This window comes from Paenibacillus sp. Soil522 (assembly GCF_001428245.1).
In the GTDB taxonomy this organism is placed as follows: Bacteria; Bacillota; Bacilli; order Paenibacillales; family Paenibacillaceae; genus Pristimantibacillus.
Genome location: NZ_LMRV01000047.1, coordinates 34,444 through 59,908, shown reverse-complemented (window position 1 = coordinate 59,908; position 25,465 = coordinate 34,444). Strand labels below are relative to the sequence as shown.

Below are 25,465 nucleotides of genomic sequence, written 5' to 3'. Positions count from 1 at the left end.
AGTGAAGATGCCCGCCTTTCCATTCTATGGAGCGCCACTTCTGTTTCAAGGAACTGAGTGATACCGGATACGTCAGCTTCCAACCAGCTTTCGTTCGGTCTATACGCATGATGCCGCGCCCAACACTGCTGCTGTCCGGCTTGACGATCAGTGAGTCGTACTGCCTCATCATCCTTAGAATTGAGGCCGCTGTGGCCCGATTGGTCGTTGGCATATGCGGACGCAAGTTCGCGTTTTGCCATAGCAAGCGGTGAATTTGCAGCTTGCCGTAACGATTTCGGCGGTTAAACAGAAGGCGTCCTCTGCGCAGGAAAGAAGACAAAAGACGAATTTGATGTTTGTTTGAAAAGAATGTCCGATTGTGTATGACCGACGGAACAGTGACAGTCGTTCGAACGTAACCATTATTTCGTTTAACGTAAGCCTTCACAGTCGATTGTCCTGTCCGAAGATCGGACAGTCGGAAGAAGCAGGGGGTAAYGCCATATTTTTTACCAGCCTTTACGTAAAGATCAACGTTTTCAGATTTCGATRCGCTGGTGGGAATCTTACGATGCACACTATTATCTACTAGAATGCCTACATATGGGTGATGCAGGGCTATCCCTCCTTTATCCAATATCAATGCTTAAACTAAGCAATTGTGATAATAAGATATGCGGTAATCAGTTGAGGGGGATGGTCATGAGTCATGGCTTAGGGAATGTTCCGCTTTTAACGCTTGTTTAGAAGCTGTGGATGTTCCGACAGCTGCTTCAGCACGCGCACGATTTCCTGCTCTGGGCAGTCGCACAGGTCATATGGATTTTCTACGATCGTCCCTCTGCTTGCTTCCAGTGAAGCGGAGACCGCCTCTTTTATATTCGTTTCTTCATATTCAGCATGAATAACATTGGCCGCATGTGTGCGGTTTTTTTGCCTTGAGCCGACATTGACGAATGGCAGCTGGAAAAACGGCGCTTCAATGATGCCGCTGCTGCTGTTTCCGACGAGCAGATTAGCCTGAGATAGGAGGAACAAATAATCGCTCGAAGGAACCGAAGCATAGTAGCGGCGAAGGGAGCTTTCTTGGACGAAGCTGTACAGCTTTTCCTTGAACACTTCCCCGCCCGCGTCGCTGTTCGGGCCGATGACAATAAACTGTGTCTGCTTCATGTCGCGCAGCGCATTCAGCACCGGTTCGATTTGCGCATCAAACGAAACCGGATCCTTCGAATCGGGGTGCATAGCCAAGAGCACTTTGGGATGCGCCGTCGCAAGCTCATAAAGGGCCATGAGCCGCTCGCGTTCCACATTCGGTAGATCGAATACCCGCTGCACTTCCGTTTTTCTAAGTGAACCGACCGGAATAACCCGCCAATGCGCTTCGCCGCGGTTTACTAGGAAATGCTGAGCTTCTGCGTTGGAGACGAAATGCAGGTGAGCAAATGTCGAAATCGCGTGGCGTACCGTATCGTCCGCTGAGCCGCTGCATTCTCCGCCATGAAGATGGACAATGCCGATATTTTGATAGTGTGCAACAATCGCTGCTGCGAGCATTTCGCCTCGGTCACCTAACAGCAGAACGATGTCAGGCTTGTTATATTGGATGATATCGGAAAAATAAATGATCCCGAGTCCGACCGACTGGGACATCGCATAGGTGGAATCGCCTTTTACTAATATGGACGGCGTGCCTGCTATGGATAAACCATCTTTTTGAATTTGATCAAGCGTGTACCCGTATTCGTCCAGCACATGCATGCCGGTGGCGACCAGCTTTAGCTTAATATCAGGATCACGCTCAAGCTCAAGCAGAAGAGGACGGTAAATGCCATAATCCGCCCTCGTTCCCGTGATGCAAAGAATGTTCATATTTGCCTCCTTACGCCAGCCCTTGCCAAGAGAGCGGTTCGCCTTTCTTGAACGAATGCGTTGTTTTTTTGCCGAGCAGTTGCTTATATTGAGCCGCGTCAATCTCGCCAAGAGGCCGCAATAGTTGAAGGTCCGACTCCTGGATCACGTGACCGGCAGGTAAATCTTTCCCTGCATATACGCCCCGGCGGACCAGCTCCCTCGTCTGCTCTTCCACCTCAGTCACCCGTTTTTGCGTAATGCCAAGCGCCAGCTCGACATGCCGAATCGCCTCGATCATCCGTCTAAACGGCTCCGGCTCCATCGAAGCTTGGTGATCCGGTCCGGACATTGTGTGGTCCAACGTAAAATGCTTCTCCAAAATCTTGTATCCGAGGGCGGCTGCGGCAATGGGCACCTCCATTCCAACGGAATGGTCGGAGTAGCCTATTATACCGCCGAAAGCCGGCTTTAGCGTTTCGATGACGCGCAGGTTAATACTGCCATAGGGAGCCGGATAAGCAGAAGTACAGTGCAGCAGCGCCACTTTCGGCGCTTGCTTCAGCACGGCAAGCGCTATTTCTATTTCGCCTAACGTCGTCATTCCGGTCGAAAGGACGACCGGCTTGTGGAAGGAGCCAACTGCTGCAAGCAGTTGTAAATTTGTAATGTCGCCGCTCCCGATCTTAAACGCCTCGATCCCCATTCGGTTTAACGTGTAGGCGCTCTTAATATCGAATGGGGTGGCGAGAAAGGTTACGCCTAACGTATCGCAGAAGCTTTTCAACTCGAGAAACGCGGATTCGTCCAGCTCCAGACGGCGCAGCATCTCCAATTGTGTCGAATCGGTAGTAGAAGCCTTCTGATACTCGACCAGCGCCGCTTGATCGGATACAAGCTCCTCGCTGCGGAACATTTGAAACTTCACTGCGTCAGCGCCGCAATCACGGGCGGAAGCGACCATTTTTTTGGCTAACTCCAGCGAGCCGTTATGGTTGACACCGATTTCCGCGATGACGTACATCGGTTGAATATTCGAAATGGTATGTTTTCCGATCCTCAGCTCCATAGTCATTCCTCTCCTTTTAATGCTTCGGCAAGGCTCTTTACGACATGTGCTTGCTCTTTGAAAGTTATATTTGTATAGAAAGGGATGGCAATCGTCCGATCGGAAGTGCTTTCGCTGACCGGAAAATCGCCGGGTTGAAACCCGAACTGACTTTGGTAGACCGGAAACAAGTGGATGGAAGGGAAATACGGTTTACTTTGGACGCCCCTCCGCGCCAGTCGTTCGATCACTATTTCGCGGTCTGCGTCTTCCGGAAGCTTCACGATAAAGACGAACCAGCTCATTGTCGAATCAGGCAGCGGCTTTAATGTTTTCACTGGCAGCCCGGCTTTGTGAATCAAGCGAATATACCTTTCGGCTGCTCGTTCGCGCTTGGTCAAAATTGTCTTCAATCTTTCCATCTGAGCCAATCCGATAGCAGCCTGCAGATCGGACATCCGATAGTTGTAACCGATGCGATCATGCGTCAGCCAGTCACTTCCAGGATCTCGTCCTTGGTTGCGCAGACTGCAGGCAAGGTTAAAGTAATGTTCGTTGTCAGTCAGCAGTACGCCGCCTTCCCCAGTCGTAATTTGTTTGTTCGGATAAAAAGCGAAGACGCCCATATCTCCCAAGGTTCCGACCGGGTTGCCTTTCCAGGTCGCGCCTATTGCTTCGCATGCATCTTCAATAATAAAGAGCTTATGTTTATCTGCAATTCTCTTAATCTCGTCCATATGGCACGGCTGACCGAATACATGGACGACCAAAATCGCTTTCGTATTCGGCGTAATAGCCGATTCGATCAACGTCGTATCAATGTTAAACGTATCCGAGTCGATATCGACGAATACGGGTTTGACACCCTCGTAAAGCAAACAGTTGCCGGATGCGACAAAACTGTACGGCGTAGTGATCACTTCGTCGCCGCTTTGCAGCCCTAGCGCTTTGACGGCAACATGGAGTGCGCTTGTTCCGCTGTTCATAGCTGCCGCATGAGAGACATTAAACGTATCGCAGAAGCTTTGTTCAAACCGGAGAAGCGTATCACCGAAGCTGAGCTGCCCCGAGTTTAAAACCTTCATCACGTATTTTTTCTCTAAAGCGGTGATATTCGGCTTAGATAAAGGAACTTCCATTTATAATCGATCCTTTCCCGTGCAGTTTTGATAAGAAAAAGTCTACTATTAATGTATTATTCCGATCGGTTGTTGTTCCTGAAGATTTGCCTATCTTCTCTCTTAAACCACAAAAATAGATGATTTGCTTATAACCATACCTTCTCTCAAAACATAACATAGAGTATTAGACAACCGCTCCGCGGCTGTCTCTAAAATGTCGCCCGAACCGTGCAGAGCCGCTTTCCTGAAACGAGTCCAGACTGCAGCCATTCATTCGAAGGAGGGGGAATGATGAACATATCATCCCAAAAAATATCAAGCTTTTTCAGAAATAAAAAAATTTTAGTAACTGGAGGTACCGGCTCCATCGGCGAACGGATCGTGTCGACGCTGCTTACTTATGAGCCGGAGCAAATCGTCGTATTTAACCGAGACGATACGAAACAGTATTTAATGAAGCAGAAATATGCGAACGAAAAAAGGCTTCATTTCATACTGGGAGACGTGCGTGATTATGAAACCGTAAACTTTGCCGTACGAGGAATGGATATCGTGTTTCATGCAGCAGCTTTGAAGCAGGTTCCCATCTGTGAGGAAAACCCGTTCGAAGCGGTGAAAACAAACAATTACGGCAGCGATAACGTCATTCGCGCCAGCATCTTGAACAAAGTAAAGAAGGTCATCAACATCAGCACCGACAAGGCAATCAATCCGAGCAACACGATGGGGGCCACCAAGCTGATTACCGAGAAGCTGTTCAAGCAAGCGAACTACATGCTGAACAACAAGGACACGAAGTTCTGCTCCGTACGTTTCGGCAATGTGATTGGTTCAAGAGGATCGGTTTTTCCCGTTCTAATGAATCAAGCCTTAACGGGGAAACCGATGACGATCACGGACCCCAACATGACTCGTTTTTTTATGTCTATTCAAGAGGCGGCCAATTTGACAATTAAGGCTGCTTGCTATTGTGAAGGTGGAGAGACGTTTATTTTGAAAATGGAGTCATTAAAGCTGGAGGACTTGAGCTTAGCCGTTCAGCAGTACTGCCTGAATAAAGGATTGCCTTTGCCGGTCGTGCAGATTGTCGGAACTCGGCCGGGGGAGAAGCTTCATGAGGAATTGCTTACTGAAGAAGAATTAGCGACTTTAGTTGAGGATGATGAATTGTATGTCGTTCTTCCTATATCCAGAGGGGGGCTTGAATTTCGACACTTCCAGCCGTCCGTAATAACTTTATACCGTTCGGATAAAGGCCCTAAGGTTTCAATCGAGCAACTGCTTGCGATTTTGTCAAGTTATGGGGAGGAATAGAGGTTCAAATGCATAATAAAACTTGGCTTATTTGGCGGCATAGTATTGATTTCCTTGAAGCCTTCAAGTCGCTTCATTACGACAATGTGCCGCTGGGCATCTTGATGCTCCGGGATTTTCAGAAATATATGTTGCGTCATTCCAAGGCTTTCGGAAATGCGAAGCTGAAAAAAGCAGGGCCAATCCGCAATTTGCAAGCCGCTTGCAGTCCTTATCTCGTGCCTGCAAAACCCAACCTTAACAAATCCGGCTATACGATTGTCCGCGCTGAGCTATTCGGCATGTCGAAAGGCTCAGGTGGAGAAAAGTTATTGTTCGTTGCCCATCACCATCGTGAATACCGATCCATGTTGAAGATAAAGGAATGTCGTCCGCTCATATACTTGCATGGACTTCCACCGGCACGGCTTTCTCCTGCTATGGCCCAAAAGACGATGGGAGCGCTGCGCACACTCTTATCCTCCGCCCGCACACCAGCTGTTTTCCGCAAATCTGCCTTTCGATCGTGGCTCACGGCGCGCGTCAAAAAGGCGATGTTAGATGTACGCAGAGTGCATACCTTGTTCAATCGATATTCCATTCGCCGTACGGTCTACGGATCGACGATCAATCATCACGGGGCTTTGATAACATCTTTTGCCCAATCACGCAAAGTGCACACGGTTAATATCCAGCACGGACTAATGGCTCCGATCGCGCATTTTCCGGTCAATGCTGACCTTAACTTCGTATGGGGCAAGTCTCATGCGGATTTTCTTAAATCTTATGGGGCGCCGCCCAACAAAATTGTCGTCAGCGGACCATGTTTCTATCGTAATTTACCGACAGGCAATAAAGCCGCGGCTAATATGGGCAGCGCTCACCTACAGGTACTTGTTGCACTACAGCCATTAGGAAATCAATACAATAAAACTCTTATTCGATCCATTGAGCAGGCAGCCAAACCATTCGAAGAAAAAATCGCTATTACGTATAAATTGCATCCGGATCAAGGCAGTACTTCACCTTTTCGCAGTAGCTTGAGATGCAGAAAGTCTAAAATTTTTAGACATGGCATATTGCCTCTCAACGAGATGATTGACCGATCGGACGTGGTGATTACTCCTTACTCCTCTGTCGCATACGAGACTCTTATCAGCGCTAAACCCGTTATATTTTATCGAAAGCCGGGATATGTGTACTATATTAGAAACGCGCCGGTATGTTTCCATTCGGCAGCTGGACTCAAGCAGATATTCTCCAAAGCGATTGCGAACCGGGGATACTTGTCCTCGCTGCTTACAAGAATGGGCGTCATTGATAAGGTGAAACCTGGAGGAAACAGCAATCGATTCATTTGGTCTTCACTGCGCCGTCTTACCGCGAACATAGCCTCGAAGGACGAAGCAGAGCCAATACTTGAATTAGAGCCAATACTTGAATTAGAACCTGAACCTGAACTTTTGAGCACCGCTATTAAATAGAAAATAGTAGTACTATTAATGTTAAAAGCAGCCTGTTCTTCTCAGAGGACGGCTGCGTTTTTTTTGTTTATTTCATTGACCATCGTATTATTATCTTATAGAGTTAAGTTGTATTTTACCAGTAAAATATGCTACAAATGCCGATATGAGGTGGAAACGGGAACGATGATAAAAATGTCCATCCGCGCTATAATAACCATTCTTCTCTTAACTCTAATATGGCCTGCAGCAATAGGACATGCCGCAAATAATCTATTAATAAATGCAAGCTTTGAAAACGTATCGGGAACGGCTCCTAATGATTGGGGCCATGATGCCTATCTAAAGGAAGAGCATATAACCTCCTATACGATTAGCGGCGCAGAAGCCCATACGGGCAGCTATTCGGCCGTGCTCGAGAATGTCGAAGCGAATCACTCGCGCTGGACGCAAACGATCAGCGTTAAGCGGAAGTCGGTATATAAGATTTCCGGATATGTGAAGGCGGAGCAAATAGGTCCGGATGCAACCGGAGCGCATTTTTTTATTGACGGCGTTGCCGTTACATACCCTGATGTGTTGGATACGAACGGAAAGTGGGCCTACGTTCATTTTTACGCGAAGACGGGCAAGGATCAGAGCAGCATTACGTTCGGCGCAAGCCTTGGCGGCTACGGGAGCATTAATACCGGGAAAGCATACTTCGATGACGTGAGCGTAGAGAAGGTATCGAAGGCTCCCGCCGGCGAGGAGGTTTTTAGCCTGGTGCCTACGGAAACAAGCCAAGGTGCTGAGGCTGCCGGTACGGGCGGATCTGTATTTCCTTTGCTTATGTTTACCGCTCTGTTCAGCTTGTTTTTTGCGTTTATTTACAAGAAGCTGCTTCGCGGTCGAAGCTGGCTGGACGGGAAGCCGCATAAGCATAAAATGATAGTTGCTCTCGTATTCATTGGGGCGCTAGCCCTACGGCTATGGATTGCTGTTTCGAGCAAAGGCTATGCCAACGATATTGCTTTGTTTATGGCTTGGGCCGACCATGCCGCGAAGCAGGGGCTTTCCGGATTTTACCATACGGGAATGTTTGTAGACTACCCGCCTGGCTATATTTATATTCTTTATGGATTAGGCATCATTAAAAATACGCTCTCGCTTGATGCCGCTTCTCATGCAGCGATGCTGCTGTTCAAACTGCCTGCGATATTAGCCGATTTGGCAGCTGCTTATTTTATATTTCAATCGGGTAAAAAGAAAGCAGGCTACTCCGTATCTTTAGCACTTGCGCTGCTCTACTTATTCAATCCGGCGGTTATTGTGGATTCGGCCGCATGGGGGCAGGTCGATTCGATATTTTCGCTAGTACTCGTGCTGTCCATTCACGGCATTGCGGAAAATAAAATCGGGCGCGCTTCCGTATGGTATGCCATTGCGGCGCTCATCAAGCCGCAAGCGTTCATTTTCATGCCGGTGCTGCTGCTTTGGTTCGTTTGCCGGAGGGCCTGGAAGCAAATTCCGGTGAGCGCATTTTATGGCTTTACGACGTTTATTTTGCTCGCGCTGCCATTTTTCTGGGGCAATGGGGGACTTTCTGGTCTCATCCAATTGTACAAGGGAACGTTAACCTCCTATCCTTATGCGACGCTGAATGCGTTTAACCTTTATGCGCTTACGAATGATAATTGGAAGCCGGTTACCGATATGTGGCTGCTGTTTTCGTTCCAAAGCTGGGGGACAATCTTTATTTTGGCAGCAGCTGCGTTAGCAGTATTTTTCGCATTGAGGAAGCGGAATGGCGATTCATCGAAGCGCGCTTATTTTGTGGCTATGGTGCTGATCGTCGTCGTGTTCATCGGTGTAACGAAAATGCATGAGCGTTATCTGTTCCCTGTACTGCTGCTTGCAATCTTTGCCTACATACAGTCGCTAGACCGAAGATTGCTAATGGTATACTTAGGATTTAGCATGACGTGCTTCGTCAATATTGCTTATGTGCTGGACTACAGCAAAGTAAGCACGAACGTCCCTTTTAACGGCATTGTTTTATTATGTTCTCTAGCCAATATTGGCTTGCTGCTATACTTGCTTTATATCGGATATGATAAATATGTACGAGGCAGGGTGAGGCCGGTAAGTCCGTTATCGGAGGACGAGCTGCTGCAGACGGACCGCAGCATTTTATCGGCGTTTAAAATCGAAGCGCCCCCGGCAGTGAAGCAGGAGTCTAAGCTGCTGGAGCGCAAGGATTGGATTTGGATGGGGGCGACAACGCTCGTTTACGCGTTTGTTGCCCTATACCAGCTTGGCGAGATGAAAGGACCGGAAACCGCGTGGCAGCCTGCAGCGGCCGGTCAAAGCTTTTTCGTTGATTTGGGCGAAGTGAAGCAGCTTGACCGCATTAACAGTTTTGGCGGAGTTGGCACGGGGAAATTCAAATACGAATTTAGTCAAAATGGCACCGATTGGGACAACGTGATAGAAATAGACAGCAGCCATGTCGCCGTGTTTACTTGGACCAGCCAGCCGGCTGCGCTGCAAGCCCGTTATATAAAGCTTACTGCTGTACAAGCAGGGTTCTCTATGCATGAGATCGCGATCTATGGGCCAAGCAACAAAATACCTCTGCCAATCGTCGGAATAAATGATGAGCTTGCGAAAGATGCCAAAAGAGGCAGCGTGCAGCTGCTGTTCGATGAACAACAGCTGGCGAAGGTTGAAGCGGCCTATATGAACGGATCTTATTTCGATGAAATTTATCATGCCCGTACAGCCTATGAGCATTTGGAGCATATTGTCGCTTACGAGAACACGCATCCGCCGCTTGGCAAACTTATCATTGCACTCGGTATTAAGCTGTTTGGCCTTAATCCGTTTGGCTGGCGCATAGCGGGTACGCTATTTGGCATTGGGATGCTGCCGTTAATGTATGTATTCGCAAGAAGGCTGTTTAATAGCAGCGTTTATGCAGGACTTGCCACAGCGCTGTTTGCTGCCGATTTTATGCACTTTACGCAAACGAGAATTGCGACAATTGACGTATACGGCGTATTTTTCATTATGCTGATGTTCTATTTCATGCACAAATATTATTCATTAAGTTTTTACCGGGCTAAGCTCGGCGTTACGCTTTTGCCTTTGTTTTTGGCAGGGTTGTTTTTCGGAGTAGGTGTTGCTTCCAAGTGGATCGTGCTCTATGGGGGCGTAGGCCTGGCGGTAATGCTCGGCATATCCCTATTTGCAAGGTACAGGGAGTATGCGGCTGCCAAACGGATTCTGTGCAAAGCCAACACGTATGATCTATCCTTTTACAATGAAAAGCTGCAGCATATTATAAAGGTATTTCCCCGTTATACGATCATAACGCTTGCAATTTGTCTCGTGTTCTATATCGTTATACCGCTTGTGATTTATGCTTTGTCCTATATTCCGGTACTGACCGTTATGGATGAAGGGTATACGGTAAAAAGCTTTATCGATTATCAAAAGCATATGTTTAGTTACCATAGCCATCTCGTTTCGACGCATCCATTCTCTTCCTCCTGGTGGGAGTGGCCGTTTATGAAGAGGCCGGTATGGTATTATTCAGGCGATAATATGGCCGGGGGCATGAAATCAACGATTGTAGCGATGGGAAATCCGCTCATATGGTGGGCAGGCATTTTCGCGATGGCGGCGACGATTTGGATCAGCATCAAACGAAGAGACCAAGCGATGTATCCGGTATGGATCGCCTTCTCGGCGCAGTACGTGCCTTGGATGTTGGTTACCCGGCTTACGTTTCTTTATCACTATTTTGCGATGGTGCCGTTTATCATACTGAGTTTGGTGTATATATTCAAGGTGATCGAAGAGAAAAGGCCGGGCTTTAAGCTTGTGCGGAACCTCTTTTTGGCGGCATCGATTATGTTATTTATCGTTTTTTATCCCGCTTTATCCGGTATGACCGTAAAAAACTGGTATGTGGAGCATTTGCTGCGCTGGTTCCCGAGTTGGTTATTTTAAAATATAAGAAAGTATAAATTTGAACCTTATACGATGCTTATATTTCACCGCGAAACGAGCCTTTGCCGTCAAAGACAGCGCCAGCCGTTTACGCTTGAGAAAGGGGCATACGAATGAAGCAAGCGGCTGTGAAGTACAGCATTATCGTTCCTATGTATAACGAAGAAGAGGTCATCGAGCATACGTATGAGCGGCTAAAGCTGGTTATGGATAGCGCGGACGACTCGTATGAGCTTATATTCGTCAATGATGGCAGTAAAGACCGTACCGTTGAATTAGTCTCCATGATCAGCAATTTCGATCCGAACGTCCGTCTCATTAACTTCTCTCGTAATTTTGGGCATCAGATCGCGATTTCGGCCGGGATGGACTATGCGAAGGGAGATGCGATTGTCGTCATCGATGCGGATTTGCAGGATCCGCCTGAGGTCATTATCGATATGATTGCGAAGTGGAAGGAAGGCTTTGAGGTCGTATACGGCAAGCGGCTAAAGCGTAAAGGCGAGACCGCGTTTAAGAAGCTGACCGCAAAAATTTTTTATCGCATCTTGCGAGGCTTGACCAATGTCGATATTCCGGTTGATGCGGGCGACTTCCGTTTAATCGACCGGAAGGTATGCGACGTGCTGCGCGGCTTGAAAGAAAAAAAACGGTTCGTGCGCGGCCTGATTAGCTGGATCGGCTTCCGGCAGACAATGGTCGAATACGAGCGTGAGGAACGTTTTGCAGGCGAAACTAAATATCCGTTAAAGAAAATGATCGCCTTTGCGATTGACGGGATTACCTCGTTCTCTTATAAGCCTCTGAAAATTGCCGCCTATATCGGCTTTGCCTTATCGTTGACGAGCTTTCTCTACCTGATAGTCGTCATATTCCAGAAGCTGTTTACGGGCAGCACAATTGCGGGATGGGCTTCGATCGTCGCGGTCAATCTATTTTTTAACGGTATCATCCTTATGCTCCTTGGCATAATCGGCGAATATATCGGAAGGATTTATGACGAGTCCAAAAACAGGCCGCTTTATATCGTGCGTGAGTTACAGGGCTTCCCGGAGAACGAAGGCAATATAACGGCGGCAGCCAAGGATTCGGACCGGGTTAAAGAATATGTCTAAAACGGTACGTAAAAGGCTCATTGCGCAATTCATAGCATTTAATATAGTCGGACTGCTTAATACGGCGGTCGACTTCTTGCTGTTCACTCTTCTGATTTGGTTAGGCACTTATTATTTACTGGCCCAGGTGATCGCTTACGGCGCAGGAATGATCAACAGCTTTGTACTTAACAGCCGATATACCTTCGGTAAAGGCGACAGGTTAACCAAGAGGCGGCAGCAGCTGGGCATCAGCGTTAGGTTCATCGCTTGGAATGGAATTCTGCTTGGCATCACGCTGCTCTTGCTTGCCGTCTTAACGGAGTGGTGGCGAATAAATGAAGTAATCGCCAAGCTTATTGTAACGGCGGTTACCGTTTTACTGAATTTTTACGGGAGTAGAAGATGGGTTTTCGCGTCGGGTGGATCGCAGAAGGAGAGCAGTTAGCGGGAGGCGGGAAAGATGAAAAAAATATTGTCCTATACTGCTTACCTTAATAACCTGCGATCCAGTCGTAAACCCCACGTATCGCTTAATCATTCACGCTACGATGTAAACGGCATCAGAGCCCATTTTCTGCAAGTTACAGCACCAATGCTATCGCCCGTTCATAATATAAGTTGACTGTATCCCTTAACCTTGTTAAACCATAAAAACCCGCGCAAGGAGGGGTGACAAACATTGAAGGGTAGCGACCAGAAGAGCAAGTTTTTGTTGACGCATCGTGAACGCGAGGTATTCGAGCTTTTGGTACAGGACAAGACAACAAGAGATATTGCACAGCAACTATTCATCAGCGAGAAGACCGTCCGCAACCATATTTCTAATGTCATGCAAAAGTTGAACGTAAAGGGTCGTTCACAAGCGGTTGTCGAGCTAATCAAGCTTGGTGAATTACAAATCTGACATAGCAACACAATCAGACGGCATCGTGACAGGGGTGCTGTCTTATTTTTTGCCCAAAACGGCTTCAGGGGACAATCATGAATGGTAACGCTCAACTTGTGAAGAAGCTTTCTAAGTTATGGAAAATAGACAGCTGACCGTTGATCGAAGCAGTGGAATCAAGATAGATATAGTTACAATTTGCTATTTTTGGTCAATAATCAATAGGATTATGGTATAATCGAACCATATTTGAACAATAAATTGTGTGATTGCTTACGAAATGAACAGCCAATCTCAAACTCTATAGGAGGATAAGATGTTAAAAATTAGTCTTTTTCTAATTTTGATGTGGTTGTTTGGCAACCCATTTATCGCCATTCTCGTCATGCTTATTGTGCTTTATGTGCTGGACCGCCGCTTTGTCGGGTTAACGCCAAGCCTATTTAAACCGTTAAAGAGGATTTCCAGAATAAAAAAGCTCAGACAGCAAATAAACCGTTCGCCGAATGATGTATCCTCCAAGCATGAGCTTGCCCGCCTTTTAATCGAGAGAAAGAAATATAGCGAGGCTGTCCGCTTACTTGAGCCGCTGCAGCATACGCTCGAGGACTCGGCAGAATTTTGGGATGATCTAGGAGCCGGCTGTTTGTATAGCGGAGACGAGGACCGCGGGGTAGTATTCACGCTCCGCGGGCTGGACCTTAATCCGCGTGTCAAATACGGCGCTCCTTATTTGCGTCTCGCGTCGCATTTTTCGAGCGGCCGGACGGAGCAAGCTCTTAAGCATATACATGCTTTTCAGGCGATTAATTCCTCATCCTGCGAAGCTTATGAACAGCTGGCTTCTATTTATAAGAAGCTTGGAGATGGACAGGAAGCTAGACGATCTATCGAGGAAGGGCTGCGTATTTACCGGATGCTTCCGCGCTATAAGAAACGGCAGGAACGCAAATGGGCCGTTCGGTTGTTTTGGAGAAAGATAACCGGTTAATGCAGGCTGCCTGCAGCACGGCCTGCCCTCTCCGTTTGCATATGCAGTTGCTATCATTTGTTAACGGCAGCTCTATTGCCGTTTGGTTTAGGATGCTACATAATGAACTCTATAATAGATAGAAGGGCAAGATGCAGGAGATGCAACGCAACATTTGGCTTGTGGCGATCAGTGTTATCGTCGTTTTAGTTTTATTGAATAACACGGCTTATTATTTTCTTGCGAAAAAAACGCTGGAAGACTCTTTTAAAGAAGAACTCCTGACTCATGCAAAACGGCTGGAAATTTCACTGGAGCAATCCCGCGAGGGCTCCGAGCAGTTCCAAAATCAGATTGGGCGTGAATTGCGCTCCGCATCGATTGCAATTCAATATGCCCTTGATCCTGATATTGAGAAGGTAACGACCGAGCAATTGATGGAGCTCCGCGACAAGCTGGGCCTTAGCCACATTACGCTTCTCAAGAAATTGCCCGATGATATTGTGTTATACAAGTCGTCCAACGTGAACCAGCTAAATACGAGCACGAAGACATGGAAGCCGTGGTATGAGGTATTTAACCAGCTGTTCGAGAATAAGAATGCCTCGGTGGACTGGCTTGGACAATCGCTTCCGAATTTCTGGAGCGGACCTTTCGAGGTATCTACGACAGATGTGGATAAGCTTAACAAATGGGGCTATTATTACGACGGGGCTACTAATTATATTATTGATCCGTATGTGGATTATGAACGGCAGGAAGAGTATGAAATGGCTACAGGCGTTCATCGGATGATCGAAAACTCCATACAAAGCAGCGACTCATTGAAGGAGATCGCCTTCATTAATCCGGAAACGTTCCCTGATGGTAAAGAGACGATTAATCCGAAGGGCTTGGTTCAAGGACATAAAGTGCAGGAGCCTATTTTTTACGGCTCATATAAGATAAAGTCAGCGGAGGATACGAAGCTGGTGCGTAAAGCTTATTTCTCGAAGAAAACCGTCACTTTGCGTGAAAATATTGACGGAAATGAAATTTTTAAAATGTACATTCCGGTATTTGTAAACGAAAACGGCATTAACATTACCGATCGGGACGGACAGCCGATGAACAGCTACGTCCTGATGCTCACCTCTGATTATCATGTCATTCAAGAAAAATTGGATTCACAGTTTTTGAATTTAGGCATGATCATTCTTGCCGTAACCGGCTTCAGCTTGTTAATAGCCATTCTTACAATGAGATATTACAGACAGTCTCGCGATAAGGTTGTTCGTGTCACGCAAGAAACCTATGTTGACGAGATCAACCAAATGTTCCAATCGATCAGAGCGCAGAGACATGATTTCTTGAACCATGTGCAGACGATTCACTCTTTGGCGGAGCTGAACAAATCGCGGGAGCTCGTTGCCTATACGAAGGAGCTAACTGGCGATATACGAATGATGAACGATATTATTAATATCGGTAATCCGGCTATTGCAGCGCTTGTCCGCGCGAAAATTTCGCAGGCGGAGAGCCTTAAAATTCAATTCAGCTGCTCGTTTACAGGATTGAATATGCAGGAGATGGGCGTTAGGACGCTTGATGTCAATCGCATGCTCGGGAATTTGATCGATAATGCCTTCGACGAGGTGCTTAAGTATGCCGAGGATCGGCGTCATGTTACGCTAGTTGGCAAGCAGACGCCCGCATCTCTTGAATTTATAGTAACGAACACCTGCGATCATGCGGAAGAAGCGGTATTGCAGCCTATTTTCGAGGCAGGCTATTCGACCAAGCAGCAGGATCATCAGGGCTTGGGGCTTTCGATTGTAAAAACGATTGCGAAGCAGTACAAAGGAGACGTTTACGTTACAGCGGAGCCGACGGGAAAACTAACGTTTATTATAAAAATGCCATTATAAACCAGAATGACGCCTTACCGACGAAGCGATTCGTCGGCCGGGCGTTTTTTATTTAATATTTTTAGCCGTTAATCAAAATATGGCAACAGCCGTTTCCGCTTGGTATAATAGTAAGAATGCAAGTGAACGGAAAGGAAGCGGGTGAATGTCTGTCATGCATCTTAACGAAAAGCTGCACGCGCTGATTGAACAGCAGTTAAACGTCCATGTCGAGACGACGATTATGAAGCGCGGCTGGCAATATTACATGGAAGGCAAAGTGAACAGCGCCAATGAAGGAAGCCATGATAATCTTTATGGCGTCGTTCAAGGCTCGGACCTTTATGCGGTCATCCTGGATGCCGGTAATTTGCGGTACAGCTCATGTACGTGTCCATATACGGGATTTTGCAAGCATATGGCTGCCGTTTATTTTCAATACTGCAGCCAGCAGGAAGGCGGACATTCATTAGCGGAGCGGTCTTATTTCCGCTTGTTAGGATTGTCTTCTGCAAGTACGCTGCTTAAGAATACACAGGCTGAACCGAAAGTGCCTGCTGCTGTCCGTGATCCGGGTGCATTAGCGACTGCAGATGAATGGCTGGAATGGATGGAAGCGACGCATGGCGAAGTATGGCGGAAATGCCGTCATTCTCTACATGCGCTTCAGCCGTTATTATCTTCATTGAAAGGGCTGTCCAAGGATTGGGAGAAGCCTATGCAGCGGTTGCATTGGTCAACGGCCATACTATTCGTGCTGGAGCAAGCGGAGCGTGCCATTAATACGGTCGATTCGTTCAGCAGATATTATCATGAAATGTCGTTCATCCGAATGGCTGAGCCTTGGGTTGAGCATTTATATACGCTTGTATCGGAACTAACTCCCGAAGCGATGGAGCAAAGGGAGGAAGCTTGGGCGGATGCATTAATTGCTAAGGTGAAGATATGGGCCTCAAGCACGGAGCGGCAGCTCTTTGATTGGGAATACATGTACTTGGCCTTTTGCGAGAAGCTTTCGGAAAGCAGAAGCTGGTATGAACGCGAGCTAGCCTCGCTGGTCGGGCTGTCGAAGACTGAAGAAGCGGAAGATGTAAATAAGGCGTTTCTGCATACCGCAATTGGAATAATGTACTTTTTTGATATGAGGGATGACCAGGCGATCTGCCATTTTGCATTAACGAGTTTTGAGCGATCGCAGAAGGTTATGTATCCTTGCGCTGCACAGCGTATGGAAGAAGGAAAATGGGAGCTCGTGGAGCATTGGATGAGCTTCTTGTTCGAGAGTGTCAATAAAGTGAAAAACGGCCGATCGGTAGGACCGTTCGTCACGTTATGCCGCAGAGCGGATCTTGACCGTCCTGACTTGCAGGTGTGGACCGACTATATGACGCAATTGCTGCCATATTCCTATTCGGAATTATCTGATCATTGGCTGGATCAGAAGCGCTATGAGGAATGGGCCGATCTGCAGATGCTCGTCGGCTCCCGTCCCGAGGACGTTGGCGCCCATGCGCTGCGTGAAATTGCAAAGCTTGCGCCGCGGGCATTAATGCCTCTGTATCATCAGTCGGTTGAGGCATCCATTCAGACTCGCAATCGTCAAGGCTACCGAATGGCTGTTAAGCAGCTGAAGAAGCTGGAGCGTTTATATAAAGCCGACAAGGATTTGCCAAGATGGGATTATTATATTGCAGGGCTTGTACGAAAGCATCAGCGTCTTAGAGCGTTTCAAGAAGAGCTGTGGAAAGGGAAAATTGTTACATGAGAACATATATTGGCTCGCGCAAGTTAATGATAGACGGATTTTGGAACGAGGACGAAGGCGGAACCTCCGTTTTGTTAAGCGCAGTCGATCGGAAGGATGCGGCGGACGGAAAGCTGCGTTCTATATTGTTTGCATGGCATAAGGCATCCTGGTATGGAGCGGATATAGAAGAAATTAGCGCCTTGGAGCATAAGCTGCTGAAAATACCGCCGCTGCTTGCAATGGATTATTTGTCCTCGCCGCAGCATGTCCGTTTGCTTCAATTAGAGTGGACGGAACGATTGTCTGTACTGATTCAGATGGCCGGGCAAATACGAACGGCATTGCTAAACGGCTGGTTTGCCCCCGATTGGGTGCGTTGGACTGACGAGAAGCGCAGCTGGCGGATGGCCATTCCCGAGCAGGAAACCGAATTTATCCGGCAATGGAAGGAAAATGTGAAGGCTGCGGTTCAAAATGGCGATAATGGGATCGAGCAGTGGATGAGCGGCGCAGTCGAGCAAATGATTGAAGAAAACGAGCAGGCCGCACAGGCTTGGAGAAATATTTGTGCGGCTTCCGGCGAAGCCGTGCTAAGAAGGAAATCTGCCGATGAGGAAGATTGGCTCATCGCAATCGGATTGCGTAAAGATTTTCTTCCTTTCCGTACAGCGCTTCAGCTCGTAGAGCCTGCTCAGTCCCAGGTCTGGCGGCTTCGTCCTGCGCTTCAGGATCATGAGGGAGGTCCATGGCTGCCTATCCGGCTGAACGAACGGCAGGATGGATGGGAGGCGGATACGGATGATGATCGGCAAATTCCGTCCGAATGGCTGCCGCTGCTTGATGGAAAGCTTGCCAAGGAACAGCTGAAATGGACGACGGCGCTGCCTGAGCTGAGGGATAAGCAGGACGAGAGCAAGCTTCGGGAGAAGCTGTCGGATCATGAAGCGTGGAAATTTTTGGAGGAATCAAGCGTTCGGCTGCTGGAAGCCGGCTGTCCGGTGCTTCTGCCGGGATGGTGGGAAGCGGTGCGCTCACGCAAGCTCCGTTTGAAGGCGAAGATGAAGTCGTCGGTAGGATCAGCTGCACAGCCGATGTTCGGACTTGATCAAATCGTTCAATTTGATTGGAAGCTTGCGCTTGGCGATGTCAATTTATCCGAGGCGGAATTTTTGCATCTGGCGGAGCAGAACCGTCGTCTCTTCAATATTGGCGGCGAATGGGTTCATTTGGACCCGCAGGATGTGACGCAAATTAAACAATGGCTGAAGCGAATGGGCAAGCGGAAAGGGCTGTCATTCCGCGACGTGCTGGAAATGCATCTAAGAGGCGGAATTCCGCTTGATGACGGCGGCGAGCTGGACTCGGATTTGGAAGCGGAGGTCGAGCTGAATGAGCATTTAACGTCATGGCTTGAACAGCTGCAGCATACCTCGCAAATTCCGCTCGTTGAAATTCCGCCTTCTTTTATGGGCGAGCTTCGCCCGTATCAGCTAGAGGGCGTATCGTGGCTGCTGTTTCTAAGAAGATTTGGGCTTGGCGGCGTGCTCGCAGACGATATGGGGTTAGGAAAAACGATTCAGTTTATGGCTTACCTCGTCTATATCAAGGAAAGGAAGCTGCAATCCGGCGGCCCTTCGCTGCTCATTTGCCCGACATCTGTTATCGGCAACTGGGAGAAGGAGCTCGAACGGTTTGCGCCGTCGCTTCGCGTCATGCTTCATTACGGAAATAAGCGGGATAAGGGAGAGCAATTCCGCGATTCGGTCTCGGGGGCCGATTTGGTCATCACGTCCTACTCGCTCGCACAGCTTGATGAAGAGGATTTAAGCTTGGTCGAATGGGATGCGCTTTGCCTTGATGAGGCGCAAAACATCAAAAATGTATATACGAAGCAGTCAACGGCCATCAGGCGCCTCCCTGCAGAGCATCGAATTGCGCTGACGGGCACGCCGATGGAAAACCGGTTGACGGAGCTTTGGTCGATCTATGACTTCATGAATCCCGGCTACTTAGGCAATATTAACGAGTTCCGCAAGGAAGTCGTTACGCCGATCGAGAAAACGCGCGATGAGAAGCTGATTGCGGGCTTGCAGCGCTGGGTAAAGCCATTCATGCTGCGCAGAATCAAGAAGGATCCTTCGATACAGCTGTCGCTGCCTGATAAGAATGAAACGAAAACATATATGACATTAACGGCAGAGCAAGGCGCCATGTATGAAAATATAGTTGCGGATCTTCTGGAAAATCTCGATAAGCTGGGACCGATGCAGCGAAGAGGCCTCATTCTAGCCGCATTAACGAAGCTGAAGCAATTATGCGATCATCCCTCGCTGCTTGCGGATGAGGATAAAACGGCTGTATGGGAAATAGAACGTTCCAATAAAGTCGCCCGGCTGCTCGAAATGTGCGAGGAAATAGCTGCCGAAGGCGAACGCTGCCTCATCTTCACCCAATATATCGAAATGGGGCACCAGCTTCAGCAGCTGCTTGAGGAGAAGCTTGGTTTGCCAGTACCATATTTGCATGGCGGGGTGCCGAAGGCGAAGCGGGATCAAATGATCGATCAGTTTCAAAATACCGAGGAGCCATGCTGCGCTTTTGTGCTCTCCCTGAAGGCAGGCGGAACGGGGCTCAACTTGACTGCAGCGAACCATGTGTTTCATTTTGACCGTTGGTGGAATCCTGCAGTGGAAAACCAAGCGACTGACCGGGCGTTCCGAATCGGACAGACGAAGAATGTTCAGGTGCATAAGTTTATTACACTTGGCACGCTGGAGGAGAAAATCGATGAGATGATCGACCGAAAGCAGTCGTTAAATGAACAAGTCGTCGGCCAATCGGAGCAGTGGATTACCGAAATGTCTACCGAGGATCTGAAAGAGCTTTTTGCCTTGCGAAAAAGCTGGTTGAAGGGATGAGGGATATAAATGGCCAAAGACAGCCTGCGCGCCAAACAGGAAAAATTGCAGCTTGAAAGCAATAAAACGAATAATGCGAATATTAATTCACATACCGAAGAGGAAAAGCCGCTCGAAAACCGTCAGAATGATGGCGCTAATCCGGAGTGGCGGCGGTTTTATGAGGTTATCAAAGAGATAACGGGCGATATGCGTTACTAATAGGCAAGACGAAATCAATTAGCCTGTCGGGAGAAGTAACCCGGCAGGCTATAAAATTTTCCCAAGCTTTTTTAAAAAATAAAAGCCTAATTCTGACCAATCAGATTCGAGTAAGTTAAGTCATGCAAAATATAGGCAAGGAAAAAAATAACGCACGGATTCTCAAACCGGTGCTGGATTTTTACAAGCTGGTTATAATAAGTATCCGCGTAATGGGGATTGTTGCGCATTTCCAGGCTTGCTTTAATTAAAGCATCCAGTTTATCAGCGATATCGACCATTTCGCCGGTATAATCATCAGACTTGCTATGTGCGATGAACTCGATCATATCCTCGTGAAAGAGCCCGGGCAGCTTATTGATCATAAATTGAGCGGTTTCCCTCTCATACTGCTCGAATGCGTGCTTGATGTCGGGGTTGTTGTGCTTGAAGTTCGTTACTACATCACCTGATAACGCCTCCGGCAAATCATGCAGCGTAGCTTTCGCCAGCAGCTTGTATAGATCGATATTCTTATTGCCGAAGCGCTCCATTTCCAGCATACCATTAAACAGGGCAAGCGAAGCGACCCGGAAGGAATGCGTCGCGTCATTGTCCGGAACGAGGTTATAGCTGCCGTTCCATCTTTTTACCGTATCCAGGTTCACGATATATTGTATAAATTCATATAGGCCATCTTGTTTGTCGTATTCGTTCAGCAGCCAGCGGATCGAGTCGAGCTCCGTTTCAAGCAGAGCCTGCCTCAGTTCCTTGTACTTCGCATGGAAGAATGGATTCGAATCGTAACGGGATTCCCGGTGACAATAAAGATAAGCATCGAGCGTATCGATGGCGTCGACCAACCGGCCGATATGTGTGTCATCCTGCGCGTTGACGATAAAATCAAACGCTTGCTGCTGCAGCGACCTCGAGAGGTAAGAGACAATTTCCTTGCTTAGCTCCATTTCGAAGTGTCTGATATGATTCATGACGAGCGATTCCTTTTTGGTAACATGCTTAATGGAGCCCGTTCCGGTGTTATTCAGATCGCCCCACAGACATCTTCCGGTCAGCTTTAATTTATCCAGCGGCTGTTTATATACTTTTACCTCGATGATTCCAATGATAATGGACAAAGCGGCGCATCTGAAGCTATGGGTGGAGGCATTGTCCTCGAAACGCGGCGCATATTCACTCCATCTGGGTACGTATTGCATGCGGATGATCGTGTTCGTGAATTTACCGTTCTTCATAAATTCTCCTTTGCTGGCTTCAATTCGGGAGTTGCCGTTCATGTACAGGAATGTCTATGCTATTATAAAGCTTACGTATAAATTTAAGAAAGTATAAATTGGAACTGAGGGAAATGTGATGCGTGAATTTGGTTTAGCTTTTAACCGGCATTTTGAACGATGGATGTTTATTATTATTCCAGGCTCCTTAATTCTTGGCTTTATATTCGCTTCACAGCTCCAGCCCTACATTAAATCAGTGCCTTACTTGTTTGCATATATAACGCTGACGATGGCTATCGGCTGCGGTTTAGGTCAATTGCGCGAGGTGCTGAAGCGGCCGGGTATTATGCTGCTCACCTTTGTGATCGCGCATATGTTGTCCCCGCTTGCTGCTTACGGCCTTGGCACGTTCATTTTTGGAGCGGATTCACCGTATGTGGTAGGACTCGTACTGTTTACCATTATACCGATTGGTGTCTCAACCGTGCTTTGGGTTGGAATGTCAGGCGGCAGCGTTCCGCTCATGTTAGCGATGGTGGTGCTGGATTCGGCACTTAGTCCGCTTGTCGTGCCGGCTGGCATTCATCTGTTTTTTAACTCGGCAGTGGAGGTGAAGGCTGGACCCATCATTATTGATTTGCTCGTTATTATTGTACTTCCTACCATTATCGGCGTCGCTCTGAATCAAATGAGCCGGGGACGCATTCAAAATGTCGTTCAGCCCTATACGTCGCCGTTCTCCAAGCTTTGCTTCATTGGAGTTGTCTCGCTGAATGCATCGGCGATCGCGCCTCATCTGGACCAGCTAAAGCAGGACATGCTGCTGCTCGTGCCGCTTGTCGTAGTGCTTGTCGGCCTATGCTACGCATTCGGTTACATCGGTACGGCCCAGCTTCGCAACAGCGAGCAGCAGGTGACCGTATCTTATGCGACAGGGATGCGCAACATTTCGCTCGGCATCGTGCTGGCGCTCGGTTATTTCAGTCCGCTCGCTGCAGTGCCCGTCGTATTATCGATTCTCATACAGCAGCCGCTCGCCACGGTACACCATTACGTTTTACAAAAACTTAACAAAAACAAAGCTGGCGAAAGTGCAGTGCCGCATGTACGATAACAGTTGTATGTAGCGGCTTGACACGCAAGCGGCGCGGGCTTGATAAAACGCAGGGAGTGAACCGGATGAACAGCTTTCGCACCAGGCTGACGCTTATTATGATCACGATGATCGCATTATCGGTGAGTGCAGCTGGAATATTTATGGTTAGCACGTTTAAAGAAAACCATATTAACGCGCTTGAAGATAATATGGTTCGCGAGATGCAAATCATTTCAGCCAAAATGGAATGGAAATCAGGCCAAGTATCAACGTTATACAACTATTATACGAACGAGGCGAAGGAGCTTAAGCATTATACTGGCGCCCGCGTAACGTTCATTCGCAATGACGGCATCGTGCTTGGCGATTCGGATGGGGATCCGAAGGAAATGGACAACCATCTTGACCGGGCGGAAGTAAGGGAAGCGCTCGCGACCGGCACCGGTAGAGCTATTCGGGCGAGTGATACCGTGAAGCAAAATATGATGTACGTGGCTATTCCCGTGAAAGTCTTGCCTCATCAAGCGCCTGATGTTATTCGTCTTGCGATGAGCTTGAAAGAGGTCGACGACAGCATTCGCAATTTAACGATGCTGATGGTCGCCGGTTTGCTGGTGCTCTTCCTCATCGCAGCTGTAATCAGCTATCGAATTGCACTTGGCTTAACGCGCCCGCTGGAGCAAATAACGAAGGTTGCGAAGCGGATTAAAAACATGGATTACCGCGCAAGGGTGAAGGTGGCAAAACAGGATGAGATCGGGGAACTCGGCAATGCTATTAATGCGATGGCGGACAGCCTGCAGATTCAAATGACTCGCATTCAGCAAAACGAGAACCAGCTTGAGAGCGTACTTGATAATATGATTAACGGAATCGTAATGATCGATCGCGGCGGAAAAATCGTGCTGATGAACAGACGTGCGGAGGAGGTGCTCGGCTTCTCAGCCCGTGAGCTGGTCGGACGCCATTACGCAGAAGCAAAGCAGCAGTACGAGCTGTCGCAAATGATTCAGGAGGGTCTGAAGAGCAAGGATCATTTGCGCGAGGAAATAACGTTCTACTTCCCGGAAGAGAGGCTGCTTGAGCTCAATTTGGTGCCGATTCACCCGGAGGGCAATGAATTTTCCGGTGTGCTTCTCGTGCTGCAGGATGTCTCGGCCATTCGCAGGCTGGAGCGGATGCGAAGCGAGTTTGTCGCTAACGTGTCGCATGAACTGAAGACGCCGATTACGGCAGTCAAGGGGTTTGCGGAGACGCTGCTTGGCGGCGCGGTGAATGACGAAGAAACGGCCCGCTCGTTTTTGCAAATTATATTCGATGAGAGCGATCGTCTCAACCGGTTGATCGGAGATATTTTGGAGCTGTCCAAAATCGAGTCACGCCGCGTGCCTCTCGCATTCTCCCCTGTTGAGGTGGACACATTCGCCCACAAATCGATCAAGCTGATGGAGCCGGAGGCCGCCCGCAAAAGGATCGAGCTTTCCATGAACATCGAGCCTGGCTTGTATGTCGAAGCAGATGAGGATCGATTGCGGCAAATTATTATGAATTTGCTCTCGAACGGCATTAATTATACGCCTGAAGGGGGACGGGTATCGCTGAAGGTTGAAGGGCTGGGCGATGATTACATCCGCATCCAAATTAGTGATTCCGGCATCGGCATTCCGAAAAAGGATTTGCCACGCATTTTCGAGAGGTTTTATCGCGTGGACAAAGCGCGTTCGCGGAGCTCAGGCGGCACGGGGCTTGGTCTTTCCATCGTAAAGCATCTGGTAGAGCTTCATAAAGGAACGATTTCGGTAACTAGCGCGGTAGGTGTGGGCTCAACGTTCACAATCGAGCTGCCTGTCCTGCAATAGAAAAAAAGATTTACCTATTCTTCACGAAACCATGATAAACTAAATTCAAAAGGTTTAAATTTGCGGATGATGCAGCGTCATAAGCGCTGCCATTCGCCAAGCTGGAGGTAACATGTCGCATAAAGTGCTCGTAATTGAAGATGAACCGACATTAGCAAGGCTCTTGTCGTACAATTTGACCCAAGAGGGCTATGAAACGACCGTTATCGATCATGGCGGTGAAGGTTTGCAAACCGCTTTGCAGCGCAATTTCGACTTGGTCATCCTCGATATTATGCTGCCAGGCATGAACGGCTTCGAGATATTGAACCGTCTACGCCAAAATGGCGTAAGAACACCGGTCATTATTTTGACAGCCCGCAATGCGGAGGAAGAGGTTGTGCAAGGACTGAAGCATGGTGCTGATGACTATATTACGAAGCCGTTTGGCGTAGCAGAGCTTCTTGCCCGTGTATCGGCCGTCCTGCGGCGGACGCAGCTGGATGAAAGCAAGCCGATTGAATCAACAGAGAAGGTCATTACAGCCGGTGAGCTGTCGATTTATCCGGAGAAGTATGAGGTCATCTTAAACGGGGATACGATTCCGCTTAGACCGAAGGAATTTGAAGTATTGCTTTATCTTGTGCAGCGCCCGGGCATGGTCATTACGCGCGATGATCTTATGAACGTCGTATGGGGCTTCGATTACATTGGCGGCCAGCGTACGGTTGACGTCCATGTGAGCTCGCTCAGGAAAAAGCTGGAGCTGGGCCAGCAATCGGTCCAAATCGAATCGATTCGCGGCGTAGGCTATAAGCTCGTAATGCCAAAAAAGCTCGTTACCCCGAAAATGTAGGG

At 48.2% G+C, this 25,465-nt stretch carries 19 protein-coding genes; 14 read left to right on the top strand and 5 right to left on the bottom strand.

Translation table 11 applies throughout. The features are described from left to right. The 4 genes from ASG81_RS30930 to ASG81_RS16040 all read right to left on the bottom strand — a co-directional run. The coding region (locus ASG81_RS30930; protein ID WP_327205172.1) for a YheC/YheD family protein at positions 1 to 430 on the bottom strand (430 nt) is incomplete at its 3' end. Between the two features lie 284 nt (positions 431 to 714). Further along, positions 715 to 1,854: a UDP-N-acetylglucosamine 2-epimerase gene (gene neuC / locus ASG81_RS16050; RefSeq protein WP_056636232.1), complete on the bottom strand. Its 1,140-nt coding sequence runs from the start codon at positions 1,852 to 1,854 to the stop codon at positions 715 to 717. 10 nt (positions 1,855 to 1,864) lie between these two features. Then, positions 1,865 to 2,902 carry an N-acetylneuraminate synthase gene (gene neuB, locus ASG81_RS16045; protein WP_056636230.1) on the bottom strand — a complete coding sequence of 346 codons (1,038 nt, stop codon included), beginning with the start codon at positions 2,900 to 2,902 and terminating at the stop codon, positions 1,865 to 1,867. A gap of 2 nt (positions 2,903 to 2,904) precedes the next feature. Then, complete coding sequence (locus tag ASG81_RS16040; RefSeq protein WP_056636228.1) at positions 2,905 to 4,020, bottom strand: DegT/DnrJ/EryC1/StrS family aminotransferase; 1,116 nt, start codon at positions 4,018 to 4,020, stop codon at positions 2,905 to 2,907. A 270-nt stretch (positions 4,021 to 4,290) separates the two neighbouring features. Here ASG81_RS16040 and ASG81_RS16035 point away from each other — a divergent pair, with 270 nt between their 5' ends. The 11 genes from ASG81_RS16035 (at position 4,291) to ASG81_RS15985 (ending at position 20,459) form a co-directional block, all read left to right on the top strand. Further along, a complete protein-coding gene (locus ASG81_RS16035; RefSeq protein ID WP_056636226.1) occupies positions 4,291 to 5,316 on the top strand; it encodes an SDR family NAD(P)-dependent oxidoreductase in 1,026 nt (341 codons plus the stop codon). Between the two features lie 8 nt (positions 5,317 to 5,324). Then, positions 5,325 to 6,779, top strand: a complete 1,455-nt coding sequence (locus tag ASG81_RS16030; protein WP_056636224.1) for a CDP-glycerol glycerophosphotransferase family protein — start codon at positions 5,325 to 5,327, stop codon at positions 6,777 to 6,779. Positions 6,780 to 6,944: 165 nt separating this feature from the next. Next, positions 6,945 to 10,754: a phospholipid carrier-dependent glycosyltransferase gene (locus tag ASG81_RS16025; RefSeq protein WP_056636222.1), complete on the top strand. Its 3,810-nt coding sequence runs from the start codon at positions 6,945 to 6,947 to the stop codon at positions 10,752 to 10,754. 113 nt (positions 10,755 to 10,867) lie between these two features. Continuing rightward, positions 10,868 to 11,869 (top strand): glycosyltransferase family 2 protein, encoded by a 1,002-nt coding sequence (locus tag ASG81_RS16020; RefSeq protein WP_056636218.1) that lies wholly within the window; start codon positions 10,868 to 10,870, stop codon positions 11,867 to 11,869. Beyond that, entirely contained in the window at positions 11,862 to 12,296 is a 435-nt protein-coding gene (locus tag ASG81_RS16015) for a GtrA family protein (RefSeq protein WP_056636212.1), read from the top strand. The genes ASG81_RS16020 and ASG81_RS16015 overlap by 8 nt, the downstream gene beginning before the upstream one ends. A 234-nt stretch (positions 12,297 to 12,530) precedes the next feature. After that, entirely contained in the window at positions 12,531 to 12,755 is a 225-nt protein-coding gene (locus ASG81_RS16010; protein ID WP_056636210.1) for a helix-turn-helix domain-containing protein, read from the top strand. Positions 12,756 to 13,053: 298 nt separating this feature from the next. After that, positions 13,054 to 13,728: a tetratricopeptide repeat protein gene (locus ASG81_RS16005; protein WP_056636208.1), complete on the top strand. Its 675-nt coding sequence runs from the start codon at positions 13,054 to 13,056 to the stop codon at positions 13,726 to 13,728. Positions 13,729 to 13,859: 131 nt separating this feature from the next. Beyond that, positions 13,860 to 15,614 carry a sensor histidine kinase gene (locus ASG81_RS16000; protein ID WP_235548892.1) on the top strand — a complete coding sequence of 585 codons (1,755 nt, stop codon included), beginning with the start codon at positions 13,860 to 13,862 and terminating at the stop codon, positions 15,612 to 15,614. A gap of 145 nt (positions 15,615 to 15,759) precedes the next feature. After that, the gene (locus ASG81_RS15995) at positions 15,760 to 17,358 is read left to right on the top strand and encodes a hypothetical protein (RefSeq protein ID WP_056636205.1); all 1,599 of its coding nucleotides are present in this window, start codon (positions 15,760 to 15,762) and stop codon (positions 17,356 to 17,358) included. After that, positions 17,355 to 20,258: a DEAD/DEAH box helicase gene (locus ASG81_RS15990; RefSeq protein ID WP_056636203.1), complete on the top strand. Its 2,904-nt coding sequence runs from the start codon at positions 17,355 to 17,357 to the stop codon at positions 20,256 to 20,258. Before ASG81_RS15995 ends, ASG81_RS15990 begins: the two co-directional genes overlap by 4 nt. A gap of 9 nt (positions 20,259 to 20,267) precedes the next feature. Beyond that, entirely contained in the window at positions 20,268 to 20,459 is a 192-nt protein-coding gene (locus tag ASG81_RS15985; protein ID WP_056636201.1) for a hypothetical protein, read from the top strand. An 86-nt stretch (positions 20,460 to 20,545) separates the two neighbouring features. Here ASG81_RS15985 and ASG81_RS15980 read toward each other — a convergent pair whose 3' ends face one another. Beyond that, the gene (locus ASG81_RS15980) at positions 20,546 to 21,691 is read right to left on the bottom strand and encodes a YfbR-like 5'-deoxynucleotidase (RefSeq protein WP_056636195.1); all 1,146 of its coding nucleotides are present in this window, start codon (positions 21,689 to 21,691) and stop codon (positions 20,546 to 20,548) included. Positions 21,692 to 21,809: 118 nt separating this feature from the next. Between ASG81_RS15980 and ASG81_RS15975 the strand changes: the two genes are divergently transcribed. The 3 genes from ASG81_RS15975 (at position 21,810) to ASG81_RS15965 (ending at position 25,463) form a co-directional block, all read left to right on the top strand. Further along, entirely contained in the window at positions 21,810 to 22,787 is a 978-nt protein-coding gene (locus ASG81_RS15975; protein ID WP_056636192.1) for a bile acid:sodium symporter family protein, read from the top strand. 65 nt (positions 22,788 to 22,852) lie between these two features. Further along, positions 22,853 to 24,628 carry a two-component system histidine kinase PnpS gene (gene pnpS / locus ASG81_RS15970; RefSeq protein ID WP_056636188.1) on the top strand — a complete coding sequence of 592 codons (1,776 nt, stop codon included), beginning with the start codon at positions 22,853 to 22,855 and terminating at the stop codon, positions 24,626 to 24,628. 112 nt (positions 24,629 to 24,740) lie between these two features. Further along, on the top strand, positions 24,741 to 25,463 hold the full coding sequence (locus ASG81_RS15965; RefSeq protein ID WP_056636185.1) for a response regulator transcription factor: 723 nt from the start codon (positions 24,741 to 24,743) through the stop codon (positions 25,461 to 25,463). Positions 25,464 to 25,465 lie beyond the last annotated feature (2 nt).

Coding starts and splice junctions, on each gene's coding strand:
- pnpS (WP_056636188.1), top strand. CDS start 22,853: ATGAACAGCTTTCGCACCAGGCTGACGCTTATTATGATCACGATGATC.
- ASG81_RS16030 (WP_056636224.1), top strand. CDS start 5,325: ATGCATAATAAAACTTGGCTTATTTGGCGGCATAGTATTGATTTCCTT.
- ASG81_RS16005 (WP_056636208.1), top strand. CDS start 13,054: ATGTTAAAAATTAGTCTTTTTCTAATTTTGATGTGGTTGTTTGGCAAC.
- ASG81_RS15990 (WP_056636203.1), top strand. CDS start 17,355: ATGAGAACATATATTGGCTCGCGCAAGTTAATGATAGACGGATTTTGG.
- ASG81_RS16000 (WP_235548892.1), top strand. CDS start 13,860: ATGCAGGAGATGCAACGCAACATTTGGCTTGTGGCGATCAGTGTTATC.
- neuC (WP_056636232.1), bottom strand. CDS start 1,854: ATGAACATTCTTTGCATCACGGGAACGAGGGCGGATTATGGCATTTAC.
- ASG81_RS15965 (WP_056636185.1), top strand. CDS start 24,741: ATGTCGCATAAAGTGCTCGTAATTGAAGATGAACCGACATTAGCAAGG.
- ASG81_RS15985 (WP_056636201.1), top strand. CDS start 20,268: ATGGCCAAAGACAGCCTGCGCGCCAAACAGGAAAAATTGCAGCTTGAA.
- ASG81_RS15995 (WP_056636205.1), top strand. CDS start 15,760: ATGTCTGTCATGCATCTTAACGAAAAGCTGCACGCGCTGATTGAACAG.
- ASG81_RS15975 (WP_056636192.1), top strand. CDS start 21,810: ATGCGTGAATTTGGTTTAGCTTTTAACCGGCATTTTGAACGATGGATG.
- ASG81_RS16040 (WP_056636228.1), bottom strand. CDS start 4,020: ATGGAAGTTCCTTTATCTAAGCCGAATATCACCGCTTTAGAGAAAAAA.
- neuB (WP_056636230.1), bottom strand. CDS start 2,902: ATGGAGCTGAGGATCGGAAAACATACCATTTCGAATATTCAACCGATG.
- ASG81_RS16025 (WP_056636222.1), top strand. CDS start 6,945: ATGATAAAAATGTCCATCCGCGCTATAATAACCATTCTTCTCTTAACT.
- ASG81_RS16035 (WP_056636226.1), top strand. CDS start 4,291: ATGATGAACATATCATCCCAAAAAATATCAAGCTTTTTCAGAAATAAA.
- ASG81_RS16015 (WP_056636212.1), top strand. CDS start 11,862: ATGTCTAAAACGGTACGTAAAAGGCTCATTGCGCAATTCATAGCATTT.
- ASG81_RS15980 (WP_056636195.1), bottom strand. CDS start 21,691: ATGAAGAACGGTAAATTCACGAACACGATCATCCGCATGCAATACGTA.
- ASG81_RS16020 (WP_056636218.1), top strand. CDS start 10,868: ATGAAGCAAGCGGCTGTGAAGTACAGCATTATCGTTCCTATGTATAAC.